Source organism: Pseudomonas hormoni (assembly GCF_018502625.1).
GTDB classification, from domain to species: Bacteria; Pseudomonadota; Gammaproteobacteria; order Pseudomonadales; family Pseudomonadaceae; genus Aquipseudomonas; species Aquipseudomonas hormoni.
On the sequence record NZ_CP075566.1, the window covers coordinates 2437135 to 2453861 of the forward strand.

Consider the following 16727-nt stretch of genomic DNA (forward strand, 5'->3'; position numbering starts at 1 on the left):
GAAAATCTGGAGACAATGGCGTTTGTATCACCATCATAACGCTGGGATTATGGCTCTTCCTGAGCGGGAACTGTCACCACAGGGCTGGGAAATGCAGTTTGCAACCAACTGCCTTGGACCTATTGCTGCGAATGTCCCTGACACCAGGAAGCCCAGCAAGACATTTGTCAGGAAACGCCCGTACCCACGCAGGTCTGGAACAACTACGTGCAGGAGGAAATCTGATTCGCCAGACATCAGGAAAGCTGACACCACCTCTGCAAGCGCCAGAACCGTCACTCGAAATTTTCGGGCCTCCAACCTCATGATGGCTTTCGACTTTTACTCCAACGAACACCGTCAGCCCCAACCCCACCGACTCTGCATCTAGCGTTGCCTGATAAACACCGAGCTTTATTTAAGGATTTCGAAAATTTGGCATACACAAACCTTTTATAAACATTTAATGGCATAAACTGCCAAAAAAACCAGAGTATTGAGTTCAAAACGCAACCACCTGCCCTCCCCCTTGGACCTAGAATTTATCTCCCTCACCACTCACTGAGCCGCTTCAGAATGGAAGATAAAGCGCTGTATCTCTTAGCCCTTTCAATGATCTTTTTAATGCCCGGCCCGGACATGATCCTGCTGCTGCAAACCGGCGCAAAACAAGGCAGAACGGCCGCATTGGCAACCGCACTGGGTTTGGCATTTGCTCGTGCCTGCCACGTCACATTGACCGCTTTGGGGCTGGCAACGATGTTCAAAGTTTTTCCTTGGACATTTGATGTCGTTAAATACGCAGGCGCTGCTTATCTACTCTGGATAGGGTTACAAATGTTCAAAAGCAGTGGCGCAAGCTCGCCAGCAGCAGCTGAGAATCCCGTTGCATCGCCATCCTTGAAGGCAGCTTTCCGGCGTGGTCTTCTGACGAATCTGCTCAATCCGAAAGCGTTACTGTTCAGCTCAATATTGCTACCACAATTCATTGAGCCCAATCGCTCCTCCGTATGGGAGCAATTTGCCGTGTTAGGTATCGTCCTCGTAATTACAGGGCTTCTGTTCGACAGTATTTTTGCAACCGCCAGCGCATGGGTAGGCCGCTGGCTTGAACGAAGCGCGCTGGCGCAACGCATTCAGCAGTGGCTATTCGGTACTCTTCTCATAGGATTCTCCGTAAGGCTGGCACTGGTACAGCAAGCCTGAAACCCAATTATTGAAGAGCTTTTTCATTGGCCTCTGTGGTACCAGCACATTCGCTTCGATACCGGCGTGAAATCGCTGCCTTAACAACTGGGGCGACTTTCAATTGGGCTAACCTGCCCAGACAGGCGATCCAATTGCCTGCTCTTGGATTCAACTGCCAGCTGTACGGCTAAGCTCCGGATTGAGAAGGGTTTGGCTGCATATCAATGGACAGAATCAGGCGCAGCAGCTGAATGCAGGAGATGCAGTGTTTTTGTTGCGTGATCAGGATTATCGGCTGTCCAGTGCCGAAGAGGCTGATGGCACGTGTCGGGCTGACTGCCGTTTTGTATGCAAAGTTAGCGGGAGGGAGATTAGGGATACCTTCTGATACAAACCCTTCGGGCAGGTTCGGCTCAACCAGTGCGAGTGGCTTTCGGATGAATCATCGATTCGGATTGAGCTCGATCTGCGCCCCGAATAATACTGAAGTATGAGACGCCCATATACAGTGACTACCGGCTACAAACCTATGCACGACTGATTATTTCTCTCTGGAAAGATACTCTACTTTCAAAGGTTCCAGAGGACTTCATCATGAACAAGCTACTGATGAAAACAATTGGCATTGTATCCTCCCTGGGTTCGATCTATTTGAACTCGGCAGTCGTCAATATGGAATGTGGATCAAACGTGAATGACCCGTTTTTTGAAAACGGTTCCCATGCCTGCAACGCTAATAGTGCGCCAACACCATGGGATGCAAACTCAAAGCATGCAGCCTTCATAGTCCGCGACCCTGATCACCTGAGCGCAGGATCGCACCTGGTGAGTCCGCGCAAGTTCTATGTTCATCACGGCATCTACCTTGGCGATGGCAAGGTCGCTCATTACTCTGGATTGAGTGCATCGCTGCAAGCCGGCCCGATCGAAGTCACTGACCTGGATCGCTTCGGCAACGGCAGTTCCATCTGGGTACATCACGAACAATGCGCTTTTTCCAGCGACGAGATCATTGTACGGGCCATGTCGAGAGTCGGAGAATCACAGTACAAAATCATGTCAAACAACTGCGAACACTTTTGTAATTGGTGCATCAACGGCAATAGCTACAGCGCACAAGTTGCCGAGTACCTCCATCGCCCGTTCCGCCTGGTGCGCATGCTCTTCTCGTCGAAGACAGGTTTGATTGCCTAGTATCTGACATACGTTTCCCCAACTTTACGTTAACCGTCTTCACTCATAGAAACACGGGAGCGACGTCGTTTTTCGGTAGGAACCAACACGCTTCGCTTCCGATATGGGTTTTGCTTGCTGCAATTTCGCCAGGGGTGTTCACTGCAATCACCCGTGACGAATTGCATTCCCAGCAGGCCTATTGATTGATATGAAAATCTCAATTGAACCGACGGTAGCTGTAGAAAACCCCGAGCACCCTACCCCTCATACGCACCTCCAGAGATTTGGCGCCGCCACGCTTGCAGGCGCCATCTTCATCATCGACACACTCACTTCGATCCATATCGCCATAGCGGTGCTCTACGTCGCCGTGATTTTGATGTCGGTGAACCTGTTTTCCCGGAAAGGTGTAATTGGCGTTTCGCTCTCCTGCTTTGGATTGACGTTGGCCGCGTTTTTTATTTCCCATGGCAGCGACTTCAACAGCTCCGCGTTCGCCCGTTGCCTGGTTAGCCTGTCCGCGATCGGTATCACCACTTTACTGGCACTGAAAAACAAAGCAGCCAATGACGAGTTGCAGGAGCAGGTGCGGATGCTCGCGCAAACCCACGACGCCATCATCGTTCGAGACATGGATGGCATCATCACTACGTGGAGCCCGGGCGCCGAAGCCTTGTATGGCTGGTCCAAAGCACAAGCTATCGGTCAGGATTTTCGAAAGCTTCTGCGGCCTCAACTGACGCTCACCTGGGAGCAAATGATGAACTCGCTGATTGAAACCGGCCGATGGGAAGGTGAAGTTGTGGAACACCGACGTGACGGAACACCTGTGACGGTTGTAAGTCGTTGCTCCCTGTCACGGGACGAGAGCAATCAGCCAAAAGCGGTTTTGGCCACTCACAACGACATCACCGAGCAAAAAAGGGCCATCAATGCCCTGCGACGCAGCGAAGCGTTTCTGGCCGGTGCTCAATGGCTGAGTCAGACCGGGAGCATTGGTCTGAAAATCCCAAGTGGCGAGATGTATTGGTCCGACGAGGCTCGGCGGATATTCGAGTTCGGCGACGACGAGGAACCGCTGCTGTCAAACGTCCTGAAAAAAACCCATCCAGATGATCTGGACCTGGTCAAAGTATCGATCAAGCACGCCTATCAGAAAGAGCCTCACATCAAGGTGGAATACCGGCTTTTGATGACAGACGGGCGGATCAAGCATGTGCAAATGTTGGCTCATCCCGTTCAGGATGCCACCGGGAATTTTGAATACATCGGGGCGCTGATGGATGTCACTGATGCAAAGCTGTCGGAGGAAGCACTCCATCGCTCGCAGACAGAATTGGCTCACGTGACCCGAATCACAACGTTGGGTGAGCTGGCGGCATCGATAGCACATGAAGTCAACCAGCCATTGGCCGCCGTTACCACAAATGGCACTGCTGGTTTGCGTTGGTTGAACCGCGAGGTGCCTGACATCGACGAGGTGCGCAGTGCAATGGAGCGGATGATGAGCGAGACCCATCGAGCGAGCGAGGTGATTCGCCGTATCCGGGCAATGTCACGTAAGACCGATCCTCAAAGCGTCCCGGTTGATCTCATGGAAGTCATAGAAGAGTCATTGGCGCTGGTCGACAGGGAGGTCAGACGGAACAAAATTGTGCTAGACCATCAATACGATACTGAGGTGGCCCAGATTATTGGTGACCGCGTCCAACTTCAGCAGGTCATCATCAATCTGATCATGAATGGTGTGCAGGCAATGTCCAATACCAAAGGTAAACATCGCACACTCCATTTGCACCTTAGGCGTTCTGATGCGGGCGAACTGTGCGTTGATGTCAAAGACAACGGCCCCGGTATATCGCCGCAAAGCATGCCCAAACTCTTCAACGCTTTCTACACTACCAAGCCCGACGGAATGGGTATGGGGTTATCCATTTGTCGATCGATCATTGATGCCCATGGTGGCCGCATCTGGGCAACAAGTGAAGCAGGTGAAGGCGCGGCATTCCACTTGTCCTTCCCCTCCAGCAATGAGGAGCCTGCGTGAACGAAGATATTTCTTCCATGGATAAGGGGCCCATGGACAAGGGCCCTGTTGTCTTTGTGATTGACGACGAGGCCCCCATGCGCGAAGCGCTCAGTAGTCTCTTTCGTTCGGTGGGGCTCCACGTGCAGACTTTTGCCTCGCCGACAGAATTTCTACAACTACCCGATCCCGATGCGCCCAGCTGTCTGGTCCTCGATGTACGGCTTCAAGGCGCCAGTGGCCTGGAGTTCCAACATCAGTTGGTGGAATCGAAGATCGCATTGCCCATCATCTTCATCTCGGGACATGGGGACATCGCCATGTCAGTCAAGGCGATGAAGGCCGGGGCCGTGGATTTTCTGGTCAAACCGTTCCGCGATCAGGATTTGCTGGATGCCGTAGCCGCTGCTCACCACAGGGATGCCAAGCGTCGGAAAATCGACCAGCAGGACGCCGAAATGCATGCCTGCTACCAAACGCTGACAGCACGTGAGCGAGAGGTCATGGCCCACGCAGCCAAGGGTCTGATGAATAAACAGATTGCGGGAGAAATGAATCTCAGTGAAATCACCGTCAAAATCCATCGCGGGCATGTGATGAAAAAAATGCACGCAAAGTCGTTTGCAGACCTGGTCCGAACGGCACAAACCCTGGGGATCGGACCAAAACGCTGAGCAACACATACGTGTGTATGATTTCTTTTAAGGGTATCGGCAAATAGAGTGGAATTGGCGCGATAGCTTTTCAGCTGTTTCGAATCCATTGATGTCGCGCCAGGATCTGCGCAATGAATAAAGTCCCTGTGATCTCCATTGTCGACGATGACGAATCTGGTCGAATTGCACTCAGTAGCCTGGTGCGTTCCATGGGCTGTGAACCCAGTCTTTTTTCCTGCGCCGAAGATTTTCTCGCCTGCGCCAAAAGCTACGGCACGGACTGCCTGATCTCGGACGTTCAAATGCCGGGCATGTCTGGCCTGGATCTGCAATCTGAACTCCTCAGTAAAGGGCACGACATCCCCATTATTTTCATCACCGCATACCCGGAGGAGTTGGTTCAAAAACGTGCAAAATCCGCGGGAGCGATCTGCTTTCTCAGCAAACCATTTGATGGACAAGTAATGATTGACTGTATTGAGCAAATTCTGAGAAATAGAGAGACAGGCCTTATCGTAAACTGACAACCGCGATGCGCCCTGTCAAACCTCGCTATTTAACTAAAAAATATTAATTGTTTCTTATTCGACGCACTCACCCAGCCCACTTAATTAACACCCCTTATACTCAAGTATTAGCCACTACCACTTATACCCTAGAAAAGTGAAACCTACGTAGAAGTGCTAATCAAGTCATCATCATTCACTATACATCCAAGCCAACGAAGCGGAATTTCAATTAAACACTGGTCTTCAAAGCTGTTTAATTGATTTGATCATTACCGTCCGCTTAGAGGCTCACAGGCAATGAGTCAGATGCCCTTTGAACATCGCTCTTTGCGCGCTGAAGCACAATGACGGGCCGCAACCCTTTTGGTGATGACGATGAATAGAAACGATCTTCGCAAAATCGACTTCAGTCTTTTGATCGTTTTCGAAACGCTGATGCACGAACGAAATCTTACCCGTGCCGGTGAGAAATTATTTCTCTGTCAATCGGCAATCAGTGCCTCCTTGAATCGTTTGCGTCAGTTTTTCGATGATCCGCTGTTCATTCGGATGGGTCGAACCATGGAGCCCACGAGCAGAGCATTTGAAATACAACTCACGTTGACTCCGGCGCTGGACAACATGGCGGCTGCGCTGAGCAACATTAGCGAATTTGATCCCACAACCAGTACCAACATCTTCAGAATTGGGCTTTCCGATGATGTTGAATATTCCTTGCTGCCAGGCCTGCTTCGCCAACTGCGCATGGAAGCGCCTCAAGTCAGTTTCATCGTGCGCCGTACCGACCATTCATTGCTGGCCAACCAGCTGGCTACAGGCGAGGTGTCACTGGGCGTGTGCCACTGCCGGGAACTCCCTGCCAATGCCAAACGAAAATTTCTGCGCAGCATCCGACCGACTGTTTTAAGTGCCAACACCATAGCGGGTCTTCTGGACCTCAACGAGTACTGTAATCGCCCACATGTCTCTGTTTCGGTCAACGGTGAAGCGTCCGATTACATTGACCGAGCGTTGGGATCTCTGGGGCGGCAACGCCAAATCATCCTGGCAGTTCCGCAATACAGTGCGCTTAAAACACTGCTTGAGGACACGCAGATGTTGGCCGTCGTACCCGATTACGTGGCCAAGGCCATGATTCGACAAGGTGGTCTACGCGCGGACCCCGTTCCGATGACTCTCCCGACCCTCGATCTATCCATGTCATGGAGCGCCACGCTGGACAACGATCCAGGCGAGCGTTGGTTACGCTCCCGCATAGCTGATTACTTGAGCGAAAAAAGTAGAACTTTGCTCGAGATTAGTGCAAAAAAAGAAGCGGCTTAAAATTTCAGTCAATAATTCAGGTTAACCAAGCCTAATTATTGCAGTAATTGATAAGCGAAGTCACGATTTGCCCTTCAACCAGCATGAGCGTTCAACAGCATTAGATTTATCCTATATAACAAATAAATCATTGCTCCCTCTTATTCTTGGACGATATTTAGTCAGGCCTCTAACATCGGTCTTCGCAATTTCACCCAGACGCTTAACGCCGGAACTTGCACATGAAAGCACTCATCGAAGGTTTCATCAAGTTTCAAAAAGAAGTTTTTCCTCAGCGAACGGACCTTTTCAAATATCTCGCCACTACTCAAAACCCAGAAACGTTATTTATCACGTGCTCCGACAGTAGAGTCATTCCGGAGTTGCTCACACAGCAAGAGCCCGGAGAGCTATTCGTTATACGCAACGCTGGAAACATAGTTCCATCCTATGGACCACAGCCGGGTGGTGTCACCGCCTCTGTCGAGTATGCCGTTGCGGTACTTGAGGTCCATGACATCGTCATTTGCGGTCACTCGGATTGCGGAGCAATGACGGCGGTTTCCAGTGGCAAATCATTGAATCATTTACCGGCAGTGGCGGCCTGGATGAGCTATGCGGAGTCGGCGAAGGTAGTGAACGCGACCCGTACCCACGCATCCGACAAAGAACGTGTCAGCTCAATGGTTCGGGAAAATGTTATCGCTCAGCTCTCCAACCTGAAAACCCACCCCAGCGTCAGATTGGCTCTGGAACAGAAAAAGCTGAATCTGCATGGTTGGGTCTATGACATCGAGACAGGGTCCATCGTCGCGCTCGATGGCAGAACCAACAAATTCGTTCCATTGGCGGAGTTTCCAGAAACAACGGCATAGGGCTCACCTGCTCCCTAAGCACATTGCCTGCTTGACCACGATGTCCCCACACGTTCGGAGTGAAAATCATGGCTGAATCTGAAACCCGTCCCCCACTACCCCCTTTCGATCGCGAATCGGCAATTCTCAAAGTCCGGCTTGCAGAAGATGGCTGGAACTCCCGCGATGCAGAAAAAGTTTCACTGGCTTACACAACTGATACCAAGTGGCGAAATCGAGTCGACTTCGCAGTAAACAGGGCTGAAGCCGCAGCATTCCTCACCCGAAAATGGAACAAAGAACTGGACTATCGACTGATCAAAGAGTTGTGGGCATTTACCGATAACCGCATCGCGGTACGTTACGCCTACGAATGGCACGATGACTCCGGTAATTGGTATCGCTCATACGGAAACGAGAATTGGGAGTTTGCTGAAAACGGACTGATGGCTCATCGGTTTGCCTGCGTCAATGACATGCCAATCAAAGAGTCGGAGCGAAAATTTCGTTGGCCGTTAGGCCGTCGCCCTGACGATCATCCGGGTCTTTCTGATTTAGGCCTGTAACAACCGGCGTTCGACAGACGATGTAGCGAAACGAGGACGTGAAGATGGTCAAGATTCTGGTTCTCTATCATTCGATGTACGGCCATATCGAAACTATGGCGCAGCATGTAGCTCAGGGTGCTAGCAGCGTCCCTGGGGTTGAAGTCACGGTAAAGCGTGTTCCTGAAACCATGGACCCTGAGGCATTCAAAGCGGCACATGGCAAAACTGACCAGGCGGCTCCAGTGGCAAACCCTGCTGAGTTGTCTGGCTATGACGCCATCATATTCGGCACGCCTACCCGCTTTGGCAACATGTCAGGACAGATGCGCAACTTCCTCGATCAGACTGGCGGCCTGTGGGCTAGCGGAGCACTGGTTGGCAAGGTCGCAAGTGTATTTACATCAACGGGTACTGGCGGTGGCCAAGAGATGACCATCACCTCGACGTGGACGACACTTGCTCATCACGGCATGGTCATTGTGCCTATCGGTTATTCCGATCCAGCCTTGTTCGATGTATCGCAACCAGGCGGCGGTACGCCCTATGGGGCATCCACCATTGCAGGTGCTGATGGCTCCCGCCAACCGGACTCGCGTGAATTAGGTATTGCTCACCACCAAGGGCAATACGTCGCAAAAATTGCAGCGAAACTGAAGGAATAGGTCTTCCCCCAATAGCTCCCAGGCTCCCGCAAAGTGGTGCCTTTTGGCTGAGGTGATTGCTAGTCAGTGCCACAGAAATATCCGTGTTATTTGATGCTCAAGAAAGGTTAGGGAGCGATTTATGTCAGTCGCTCATGATGATCAATATGGTAGGTACCGGGTGCTTGCCATTCGGAGGCAGCATGAAAAACCTAAGTGTTTTAACCGTTATTGTCGGACTTTCACTTTTCAGCGCAGGTACAACGCGAGCCGACGAGGTCCTCTCACAAACTGGTGACACCACAGCGGGCGCCGCATTTGGTGCAGGCACTGGAGTATTAATTGGAGGTGCTGTCGGCGGACCTTTAGGAGCGTTGATCGGAGCAGGATTAGGATTGTTGGGAGGACGTGAGGTCCAGACAGCAAGCGGTCTGGAGGAGCGCGCTTACACAGTTCGGAGTAATACAGGCGAAGAACAAGTAGTGCGTTCTCCGCGCGAAGAGTTTGCCATCGGCCAACAGGTAAGTGTCAAAGGCAGACGACTGCATGCCGTTACTCCCTAAAAATTTACGGCTGTGGAAGTAGATTACGCCAGTCCCTGACTTTTACCTCTGCGACTTACACAAAGCTTCGCCTCGTCGGCCAGATCGAGGCGAAAGCTTTCACCATCCCCACCGCAGCACTAATAGCCTCGCCAATGCCTCTGGCAGATCGCTTAGCCAATCCCGGAAAGGCCGGACCGTTATCGATTCAGGATCATGGTCATGAGATTGCGTGGTCCAGACCACATCGTAACGAGCGAGGATCTCAATCATGTCGCTGCGTTGATAAGCCTTTTGAAGGGCGGCCACCGCAAGTTCTCGAAAGGCTTGTTCGACCGCACCTGGCCATAACACCGCACCGACAGTGCTCGCCACCGTTCCACACTGATGGATGCGGTGAGCGATCCCGGGGTCGAGTTTTATAGCCTCGCCTTCCTGAAGCAACGCGATTCGCTGTCGACCGGCACGAATATCCAGTTCGCCCTTGAGCGCCACCACCAGTTTGGTTTCCTGACGATGCATCAACGGTAGGTTGTGAGCATGTAAGGGCAATACAAAGCGCATCGCCGTGCCCGCCCCTCCAATGCTTGCCTGAGCCACGTCAATCCAAACCGGAAAGCCGTTGGGGATCAATAGCAGCGCCTCTGAGTTTTCAACGTTCATGAACGCTCCGACCTGCATCTATAGGAACGACTTATGCGCAGGATTGTATATCGGTCTTGGACGCTATCGAGCAAACGGCAGAAGATTGCTTCACACCCAAGCAACACCAACCTGGCAACCGCCACCAAGCAAACCCGATAGGAGAAACACCATGCAACAGTCCCACGCTTACAACGACACCAGCCTCGAGCTGACCGCGAAAATCCTGGACGCCAAGGCGCGCAAGAATCTGTCCTTCGAACAAGTGACCGAAGGCACCGGCCTTGGCCTGGCTTACGTCACCGCCGCCCTGCTCGGCCAGCATCCACTGCCTGAAGCCGCTGCCAAAGTGATTGGTGAAAAACTGGACCTGGACGCCGATTCGGTCGCCCGCCTGCAAATCATCCCGCTGCGCGGCAGCCTCGATGGCGTCCCTACCGACCCGACCATCTACCGCTTCTACGAAATGATCCAGATCTACGGCACCACCTTGAAAGCCCTGGTTCACGAGCAGTTCGGCGACGGCATCATCAGCGCAATCAACTTCAAGCTGAACATGAAGAAAGTCGAAGACCCAGAAGGCGGTCACCGTGCAGTGATCACCCTCGATGGCAAGTTCCTGCCACTGCGTCCTTTCTAAGGATGCAACCGGACCTGTAAATCGGCCCGCAGCCTTGCGGGCCTGCTTCAAAAAATTTCTAAACCCTTTTCGATCAATCACCACATTTGAATGGAGGATTCGTCATGAAAAAAATTCTGTTTCTCGCCCTGTCACTGACCGCTTCGCTGTCGGCTTACGCCCAGCCAGCCGTAGTCGCACCGGAGGCCGTTCCATATGCGTATGGCATGCACCTGGATATCGCCAAAGTCATTCACATCACCCCGACGGCTGATGTCTGCGGCCCGACACCCGTGCAAATGACTTACCGCGATTCGCACGGTGAAACCCACATCCTGGAATACAGCGTGATCGGTAGCGGCTGCACCAACTAATTGTCACTCACTCAACACTCAATGAAAGGTAAAACATCATGAAAGCGCTCATCGAAGGTTTTTTGAAGTTCCAAAAAGAAGCATTTCCACAACGCACTGACCTGTTCAAACACTTGGCCACCACGCAACATCCAGGCACGTTGTTCATCACCTGCTCCGACAGCCGTGTTGTACCGGAACTGCTGACGCAGCAAGAGCCTGGCGAATTGTTCGTAATCCGTAACGCTGGCAACATTGTGCCGTCCTACAGCCCGCATTCCGGCGGTGTGTCGGCCACGGTCGAATACGCCGTCGCCGTACTGGGCGTGACCGATATCGTGATCTGCGGCCATTCCGATTGTGGTGCCATGACCGCTGTCGCCAAGTGCAAGTGCATGGATCATCTGCCTGCGGTCGCCGGCTGGTTGCAACATGCCGAGTCGGCGAAAGTCATCAACGAATCGCGTCCTCACGCCAGTGAAGCCGCCAAAGTCAGTTCCATGGTGCGTGAAAACGTCATCGCCCAACTGGCCAACATTCAGACTCATCCAAGCGTGCGCCTGGCTCAGGAAAAAGGTCTGGTGAATCTGCATGGCTGGGTCTACGACATCGGGACCGGTTCAATCGACGCCTTGGACGCCGACAACAAGACCTTCAAGTCACTGGTCAAGCATCCGAACACCGTTGCCGTTCATGCCCGTCCAGCAAAAGCTGTTGCCTAAATCAGCCTCTAATTTTCAGGAGTCCTCAACATGATTGAAGTCACTATGTACACCACCACGACCTGCCCCTACTGCCGTAATGCCAAGCGTTTGCTTGATGCCAAAGGGGTTGCGTACAAGGAAATCGATGTACGCTCAGTCGACGTGAAGAACGAAATGGTCAGCCGAAGCGGTCGCCGTACCGTCCCGCAGATCTTTTTCGGCAACTGGCACGTTGGCGGCTTCGATGACTTGGCTCAACTTGAAAGCGAAGGCGGCATCGACCAGGTACTCAACCCGCGCATGGCGGGATGAGCACCGATGACGCCAGCTCACAAATCCAGCACCAGGGGGGCGTCGCCCTCCTTGGCTTGCGCTGGCACCGCACAGCAAATCAGTACCTCCCCTTCGGCCGGCATCTCAGCCGGCAGGTTCAGATAATGCACCTGGCCACTGACCAATCGGGTCCGGCATGTACCGCACGATCCGCCCCGGCAACTGAAGTCCGGGTTCAGGCCACGGCTCTCGGCCAGTTCCAGTAAACTCCCGCCACCCGGCTCCCAACGAGCTTCCTTCGCCGACGCCGAAAACAGCACTTTGACCGGGCTGCTTGCCGCGGGTATCTGCTCGACCGCCGGGGTTAAATGATCCCGTTGGCGAACCAGGGTCGAAGGACCGAAAGTCTCCGCGTGAATACGATCATCGCCAATACGCAACTGACGCAGGCCGTCGTAAAGCGCCTGGGTAAAAGCACCAGGGCCACACAGGTAAAAGTCGTAATCGTCCAGCGGCAGCAATGCCTTGAGCAGTTCGACATCCACCCGCCCCGCCACCTCAAAATCCTCACCAACACGAGCATGAGTTTCCGGCTGACTGAGCAGACGTAGCGCACGAATTTTATCCTTGGCACGGGTCGCCAGTTCGTAAAGCTCATCGCGAAACCCGAGTTCACCCAGGCTGCGCGCACTTTGGATGAACCAGGTGGGTCGAGTGCGACGGATACGTTCGCCTTCATAAATCACTTCACGCAACATCGACAGCAGTGGGGTCACGCCCACGCCCGCGGCCAGCAAAACCAACGGTCGATATTCATCGGCTTGCACCGTGAAGCGCCCTTGAGGGGCACGGGCTTCAACCAGATCCCCTACCTGAACGCGGTCGTGCAGATGCGACGAGATGAGTCCGTCACGCTTGACGCTGATGCGGAAAAAACTGTCCGACGGCGCACTCGACAGGCTGTAGGTTCTGACCAGAGGCGCCTGTCCTTCAGCAAGGCAAAAGCGCACCGGCAGATGTTGGCCAGCCTCAAATCGCGGTATGCCCGCGCCATCGGCCGGTTCAAAATAGAAGGAGCGAATGGAGCTGCTCTCGTCAACGATCCGCGTCACCCTCAGCGGTCGCCATTGATCGCGCAGGTTATCGGCTTGCAATCGGCCCTCAGCTTGCTCCCAACTGCCCGTCATCAGGCTGTTAGGCGAAAAACCTTCAAACCGCCAACGGAGGGCCAACACAGCCTGACGTCGAACCACCTGTTCCACGGTCAGCGTCCAGAGCCGCTCAGCCCCCTGAAAGGCGGCAATCTCCGGCCCCTCGAGAATGATCTCGGTACGCCCGCTGACTTGCAGCATGTCGCCTGTTTCAAAATCGATGAACACCAGCCCCGCGCGCGGGTTGAGCAGGAAATTACCCAAGGTGTTGAAGTGCAGGTTGCCGGCGAAATCGGGAATCGTCAGCACGTTGCCTTCGATCCTGACGAAACCTGAATTGCCACCCCGGTGAGAAACGTCCACCGAGCGCCGGGATGCATCGCCATCCAGGTCGACATAGCTGGCGATGAAAAAGGTATCGGCCTTGCTGATGGCCGCCTTCGCGGCTTCATCCAGTTCGCTGAGACATTCGGCCGCAACATTTGCTGAGGCTTGGCCAAGGCTGACCGGCTCAACGCCTCGCAACTGAATGTATTGCGGGCAGTTGCCGAAAGCGTGCACCACAGAAACGGCAAAACCGCCTGACGAGGCGGTGCTGATGTTGCCGTTCATGCGATTGCGCCTTCGGGTCTTCAGGTCAATGCCCAGCAGTCCCACCGCAGCGCCTTGCTTAAGGGCCGCCCTGACCGGATCACCCTCGGCGGGCAGGCGGTCGAGTTGCAGCATTCGCGGATCGGGTGAATGGATGAAGCCAGGGGGGCCTTCGATCAACGTGGCCCAAGGCATCCCTTGTTCATCGACCGCGCCCACCACCAGGTAAGGCAGCTGGTTGTAAAACAATCGATGCTGATCAGGCATGAAGTCACGTACGACCTTGCGTCCGAATACCTCCATTTGATCGGCGACGCCGACGCTTTCCTGCAATTCACGCTCACCCGCATGCCAAGGGGATGTTCCTGGCGCGTCCGACTGATTCATGATCACCTCTACGCATTCGTAAACAGGTGCCCTTCACCCGCCGCCCGGCGAGGAATGGTTGAATCCCCGGCAGCGGGGTCTAATACGCAGTTGCCGGTGATCATCAACTCTGCGCTTTGCAACCTCATGAAGCTCGAGACAGACCCTGCACGCACTCGAGCAACCTGGAATCGACTAAGTTGTAGCAACCCCGCTATGGAAGCCCATAAAGCTTTTTTCTGTCTTGATCAGTTTGACCAGATGGACGAATTTGCTCCCCTTTAGCGTAGGCCCGAACCACTGCTGGGCGCATGCTGATCTTTTCTAGCCAAGCGGCGACGTTAGGATAACCATCGAGCGTCATTCCTTGCTTGTCATGTTGCAGCACCCAAGGATAGATCGCCATATCGGCAATGGAGTACTCGCCGGCGACGTAAGGTCGTTCGCTCAATTGCTGCTCCAGAACGCCATACAAACGTTCGGTCTCTTTACTGAACCGTGCCACGGCGAGCGGCACATGTTCAGAGGCGTAATTAAGGAAGAACACTGCCTGTCCCAATATCGGCCCCAGGTTCGCCGCTTGCCAGAACAGCCACTGCATGACTTCAGCCGCCCCTTTCGCATCGTCGGGGATGAATTGCCCGCGGCGCTGAGCCAGGTACAACAAAATCGCCCCTGACTCAAAGACCGATACACCCGTCTCTCTGTCGACTATCGCTGGAATGCGCTGATTAGGTGAAATTCGGGTGAACTCAGTGGAAAATTGCTCACCATTGCTGATATTGACGGGATGCGCGACGTAGGGATGTTCCGATTCCTCAAGAAAAATGGCGACCTTCTGCCCGTTGGGGGTTGGCCAGTAGTAGTAATCGACAGCATTGGAAAGATTGAACATTGGGTTACCTTTTTCGGCAGCAGAATGAAAACCTAGGCCACATACTCGTCAGTGCTCAACACTTCGGCGTACCCGAACTTCAAAGCGGCCATGAACGCCGCATGCACCAGATGTGCAGGAACCTTGACGTCGTTGAATTCCAGGTCGTGGGTCGTACAGGCATCGTGAATAACTGTCGCCTCAAACCCGAAGTCGTCAGACGCGCGGGTGACAGCATCGATGCACATGTGGCTCATGTTGCCGACCACGGTGACCCGTTCAATCTCGTTGTGTTCAAGCACTTCGAGCAGTTCCGTTTCGCGGTATGGGTTCATGAAGTGTTTGACGATGACCAACTCGTCCCCAAGATTGCGCACCTTCTCGTGCAATTGCGCGCCGTCGGATCCTGGGACAAAAAACGGTGCATCAGGGGCTAAAGTCTCGTGACGGATATGGATGACCAAGTCACCCCGCTCACGTGCTGCTCCAATCACACGAGCCGCATTGTCAGCGGCCGAATCAGTAGCGTTGAGTTCCCATTTGCCGCCGGAAAAATAGTCGTTCTGAATATCAACGACGATGAGTGCTGTGTTGGTCATATGGTTACCTTGGTAAAAAGTCGATCGGAGTTGGTGGATTCATTTCAGGGCACTTGCGGCGTTTCGTACCAATCACGGTCGGGGGTGGCGAAGCGCATCTTCTTGCGGATAAAAGCGGCATTTTCGACGCTCGTTATTTTTTCGAGCAGTACGAATGCAACTTCGGTGGCAGTCCCCGGCCCGCTTGAAGTGATGATCTGGTCATCGACAACCACGGGACGATCGACAAAGCGTGCACCGGTTTCCAACAGTTGGTTTTTCCGCTTGCCGCCCTCCTGGTGGTAGGTCGTGGCGTTCCTGTCACGCAGCACGCCGGCCACGCCCAGGCACACGGAAGACACGCAAACGCTGGCAACAGGTTTACCGGCTTCGACGAATTGCCGGATGGCCGCCAGGAAGGGTTCGCTCAAGGCTTCCTCGTAAAAACCCGACGGTTCAAAACCACCCGGCAGTGCCAAGGCATCGAAGCTGCTCACGTCCAGATCGCTCAATAAAAAACTCGGATTGAGCATGAGACCGAAGGTGGTCACGATCTTTCTGCGAAGGCCGGCGTTGACCAGTTCCACAGGGTAATCACCCAGCAGGTTGGCCCAGCCAAGCACATCGGTAAAAGCGGCCATTTCCAGGGGCTCTACGCCGTTGGCCAGTAACATAAGCACGCGTTTCATCGGTCATGAGCCTCTGCTGTACAGCATGGAAGAGTGTGTGTGCTTATGCTCCGCCTTAACCGCGATGTAGAGAACGACCACAAAATACAATCCACTATTTCGCTCACTGAAATGCCCGAACGGCGTTTATAGCTCAGGCGATTTCAGACGTATTTCCATGCGCCGGGCGGGCAAATCAGACACATACGAGACACAGCTTCTGGAAGAAGACGGCTACCCGTGATCGCGGCTTCCTCGAGCGAACCCGCGTGGAACACCGTTCCGTCGTACTTCGTCTATGGCGACAAGGACAAGAACATCCCTGCGCATGCCCAGGTGTTCATGGCTGAGCGGGCACACGCCAAGAAGACTGTCGTAGTCAAAGACGCGTCCCATGGGGTGATGGTGTCCAATCCGAAAGTCGTTGCCAGCCTGATTGAAACAGCTGCCACTGCTAAGTAATGACTAGCAGTGACCTCAGCTGTTG

General features: G+C 53.6%; 20 protein-coding genes and 2 pseudogenes. 16 read left to right on the top strand and 6 right to left on the bottom strand.

The window, feature by feature from the left end; translation table 11 throughout:
• Window positions 1-73: 73 nt before the first annotated feature.
• Window positions 74-382: pseudogene (locus KJF94_RS11305) on the bottom strand (Lrp/AsnC family transcriptional regulator); the annotation flags it as partial.
• Between the two features lie 173 nt (window positions 383-555).
• On the opposite strand from KJF94_RS11305, the gene KJF94_RS11310 reads away from it, so the two are divergent.
• The 11 genes and pseudogenes from KJF94_RS11310 (at window position 556) to KJF94_RS11355 (ending at window position 9442) form a co-directional block, all read left to right on the top strand.
• Window positions 556-1185, top strand: a complete 630-nt coding sequence (locus tag KJF94_RS11310; protein WP_214383413.1) for a LysE family translocator — start codon at window positions 556-558, stop codon at window positions 1183-1185.
• 193 nt (window positions 1186-1378) lie between these two features.
• Window positions 1379-1480 (top strand): annotated as a pseudogene (locus tag KJF94_RS30185) (AraC family transcriptional regulator); the annotation flags it as partial.
• A gap of 281 nt (window positions 1481-1761) precedes the next feature.
• Window positions 1762-2361 (top strand): lecithin retinol acyltransferase family protein, encoded by a 600-nt coding sequence (locus KJF94_RS11315; protein WP_214383415.1) that lies wholly within the window; start codon window positions 1762-1764, stop codon window positions 2359-2361.
• Between the two features lie 190 nt (window positions 2362-2551).
• Window positions 2552-4390: a PAS domain-containing sensor histidine kinase gene (locus KJF94_RS11320; RefSeq protein WP_250548269.1), complete on the top strand. Its 1839-nt coding sequence runs from the start codon at window positions 2552-2554 to the stop codon at window positions 4388-4390.
• A gap of 17 nt (window positions 4391-4407) precedes the next feature.
• The gene (locus tag KJF94_RS11325; protein WP_214384842.1) at window positions 4408-5043 is read left to right on the top strand and encodes a response regulator transcription factor; all 636 of its coding nucleotides are present in this window, start codon (window positions 4408-4410) and stop codon (window positions 5041-5043) included.
• A 113-nt stretch (window positions 5044-5156) separates the two neighbouring features.
• Window positions 5157-5549, top strand: coding sequence for a response regulator transcription factor (locus KJF94_RS11330; protein WP_214383417.1), 393 nt, complete (start codon window positions 5157-5159; stop codon window positions 5547-5549).
• Window positions 5550-5909: 360 nt separating this feature from the next.
• Window positions 5910-6857, top strand: a complete 948-nt coding sequence (locus tag KJF94_RS11335; protein WP_214383419.1) for a LysR substrate-binding domain-containing protein — start codon at window positions 5910-5912, stop codon at window positions 6855-6857.
• 221 nt (window positions 6858-7078) lie between these two features.
• Window positions 7079-7711, top strand: a complete 633-nt coding sequence (locus KJF94_RS11340; RefSeq protein WP_214383420.1) for a carbonic anhydrase — start codon at window positions 7079-7081, stop codon at window positions 7709-7711.
• A gap of 68 nt (window positions 7712-7779) precedes the next feature.
• A complete protein-coding gene (locus KJF94_RS11345; protein WP_214383422.1) occupies window positions 7780-8256 on the top strand; it encodes a nuclear transport factor 2 family protein in 477 nt (158 codons plus the stop codon).
• Between the two features lie 44 nt (window positions 8257-8300).
• Complete coding sequence (wrbA, locus tag KJF94_RS11350) at window positions 8301-8900, top strand: NAD(P)H:quinone oxidoreductase (RefSeq protein ID WP_214383424.1); 600 nt, start codon at window positions 8301-8303, stop codon at window positions 8898-8900.
• A gap of 182 nt (window positions 8901-9082) precedes the next feature.
• Window positions 9083-9442 (top strand): YMGG-like glycine zipper-containing protein, encoded by a 360-nt coding sequence (locus KJF94_RS11355; protein WP_250548270.1) that lies wholly within the window; start codon window positions 9083-9085, stop codon window positions 9440-9442.
• Window positions 9443-9541: 99 nt separating this feature from the next.
• On the opposite strand, the gene KJF94_RS11360 is transcribed toward KJF94_RS11355, so the two are convergent.
• Entirely contained in the window at window positions 9542-10084 is a 543-nt protein-coding gene (locus tag KJF94_RS11360; protein WP_214383426.1) for a hypothetical protein, read from the bottom strand.
• Window positions 10085-10235: 151 nt separating this feature from the next.
• Between KJF94_RS11360 and cynS the strand changes: the two genes are divergently transcribed.
• The 4 genes from cynS (at window position 10236) to grxC (ending at window position 12051) form a co-directional block, all read left to right on the top strand.
• Window positions 10236-10703, top strand: a complete 468-nt coding sequence (gene cynS / locus KJF94_RS11365; protein WP_214383428.1) for a cyanase — start codon at window positions 10236-10238, stop codon at window positions 10701-10703.
• A gap of 104 nt (window positions 10704-10807) precedes the next feature.
• The gene (locus tag KJF94_RS11370) at window positions 10808-11056 is read left to right on the top strand and encodes a DUF2790 domain-containing protein (RefSeq protein ID WP_214383430.1); all 249 of its coding nucleotides are present in this window, start codon (window positions 10808-10810) and stop codon (window positions 11054-11056) included.
• 38 nt (window positions 11057-11094) lie between these two features.
• Complete coding sequence (locus KJF94_RS11375; protein ID WP_110750121.1) at window positions 11095-11757, top strand: carbonic anhydrase; 663 nt, start codon at window positions 11095-11097, stop codon at window positions 11755-11757.
• A gap of 30 nt (window positions 11758-11787) precedes the next feature.
• Window positions 11788-12051: a glutaredoxin 3 gene (grxC, locus tag KJF94_RS11380; RefSeq protein ID WP_214383432.1), complete on the top strand. Its 264-nt coding sequence runs from the start codon at window positions 11788-11790 to the stop codon at window positions 12049-12051.
• 17 nt (window positions 12052-12068) lie between these two features.
• Here grxC and KJF94_RS11385 read toward each other — a convergent pair whose 3' ends face one another.
• The 4 genes from KJF94_RS11385 to KJF94_RS11400 form a co-directional block, all read right to left on the bottom strand.
• Window positions 12069-14141 (bottom strand): 2Fe-2S iron-sulfur cluster-binding protein, encoded by a 2073-nt coding sequence (locus KJF94_RS11385; RefSeq protein ID WP_214383434.1) that lies wholly within the window; start codon window positions 14139-14141, stop codon window positions 12069-12071.
• Between the two features lie 193 nt (window positions 14142-14334).
• On the bottom strand, window positions 14335-15015 hold the full coding sequence (locus KJF94_RS11390; RefSeq protein ID WP_214383436.1) for a glutathione S-transferase family protein: 681 nt from the start codon (window positions 15013-15015) through the stop codon (window positions 14335-14337).
• Between the two features lie 32 nt (window positions 15016-15047).
• A complete protein-coding gene (locus KJF94_RS11395; RefSeq protein ID WP_214383438.1) occupies window positions 15048-15593 on the bottom strand; it encodes a cysteine hydrolase family protein in 546 nt (181 codons plus the stop codon).
• A 44-nt stretch (window positions 15594-15637) separates the two neighbouring features.
• A complete protein-coding gene (locus KJF94_RS11400) occupies window positions 15638-16261 on the bottom strand; it encodes a DJ-1/PfpI family protein (RefSeq protein ID WP_214383440.1) in 624 nt (207 codons plus the stop codon).
• 183 nt (window positions 16262-16444) lie between these two features.
• On the opposite strand from KJF94_RS11400, the gene KJF94_RS11405 reads away from it, so the two are divergent.
• The gene (locus KJF94_RS11405) at window positions 16445-16702 is read left to right on the top strand and encodes an alpha/beta fold hydrolase (protein WP_431768156.1); all 258 of its coding nucleotides are present in this window, start codon (window positions 16445-16447) and stop codon (window positions 16700-16702) included.
• Window positions 16703-16727 lie beyond the last annotated feature (25 nt).

Excerpts from the sequence above, each read along its gene's own strand:
- KJF94_RS11310 (WP_214383413.1), top strand. The coding sequence starts at position 556 with ATGGAAGATAAAGCGCTGTATCTCTTAGCCCTTTCAATGATCTTTTTA.
- KJF94_RS11315 (WP_214383415.1), top strand. The coding sequence starts at position 1,762 with ATGAACAAGCTACTGATGAAAACAATTGGCATTGTATCCTCCCTGGGT.
- KJF94_RS11320 (WP_250548269.1), top strand. The coding sequence starts at position 2,552 with ATGAAAATCTCAATTGAACCGACGGTAGCTGTAGAAAACCCCGAGCAC.
- KJF94_RS11325 (WP_214384842.1), top strand. The coding sequence starts at position 4,408 with ATGGATAAGGGGCCCATGGACAAGGGCCCTGTTGTCTTTGTGATTGAC.
- KJF94_RS11330 (WP_214383417.1), top strand. The coding sequence starts at position 5,157 with ATGAATAAAGTCCCTGTGATCTCCATTGTCGACGATGACGAATCTGGT.
- KJF94_RS11335 (WP_214383419.1), top strand. The coding sequence starts at position 5,910 with ATGAATAGAAACGATCTTCGCAAAATCGACTTCAGTCTTTTGATCGTT.
- KJF94_RS11340 (WP_214383420.1), top strand. The coding sequence starts at position 7,079 with ATGAAAGCACTCATCGAAGGTTTCATCAAGTTTCAAAAAGAAGTTTTT.
- KJF94_RS11345 (WP_214383422.1), top strand. The coding sequence starts at position 7,780 with ATGGCTGAATCTGAAACCCGTCCCCCACTACCCCCTTTCGATCGCGAA.
- wrbA (WP_214383424.1), top strand. The coding sequence starts at position 8,301 with ATGGTCAAGATTCTGGTTCTCTATCATTCGATGTACGGCCATATCGAA.
- KJF94_RS11355 (WP_250548270.1), top strand. The coding sequence starts at position 9,083 with ATGAAAAACCTAAGTGTTTTAACCGTTATTGTCGGACTTTCACTTTTC.
- KJF94_RS11360 (WP_214383426.1), bottom strand. The coding sequence starts at position 10,084 with ATGAACGTTGAAAACTCAGAGGCGCTGCTATTGATCCCCAACGGCTTT.
- cynS (WP_214383428.1), top strand. The coding sequence starts at position 10,236 with ATGCAACAGTCCCACGCTTACAACGACACCAGCCTCGAGCTGACCGCG.
- KJF94_RS11370 (WP_214383430.1), top strand. The coding sequence starts at position 10,808 with ATGAAAAAAATTCTGTTTCTCGCCCTGTCACTGACCGCTTCGCTGTCG.
- KJF94_RS11375 (WP_110750121.1), top strand. The coding sequence starts at position 11,095 with ATGAAAGCGCTCATCGAAGGTTTTTTGAAGTTCCAAAAAGAAGCATTT.
- grxC (WP_214383432.1), top strand. The coding sequence starts at position 11,788 with ATGATTGAAGTCACTATGTACACCACCACGACCTGCCCCTACTGCCGT.
- KJF94_RS11385 (WP_214383434.1), bottom strand. The coding sequence starts at position 14,141 with ATGAATCAGTCGGACGCGCCAGGAACATCCCCTTGGCATGCGGGTGAG.
- KJF94_RS11390 (WP_214383436.1), bottom strand. The coding sequence starts at position 15,015 with ATGTTCAATCTTTCCAATGCTGTCGATTACTACTACTGGCCAACCCCC.
- KJF94_RS11395 (WP_214383438.1), bottom strand. The coding sequence starts at position 15,593 with ATGACCAACACAGCACTCATCGTCGTTGATATTCAGAACGACTATTTT.
- KJF94_RS11400 (WP_214383440.1), bottom strand. The coding sequence starts at position 16,261 with ATGAAACGCGTGCTTATGTTACTGGCCAACGGCGTAGAGCCCCTGGAA.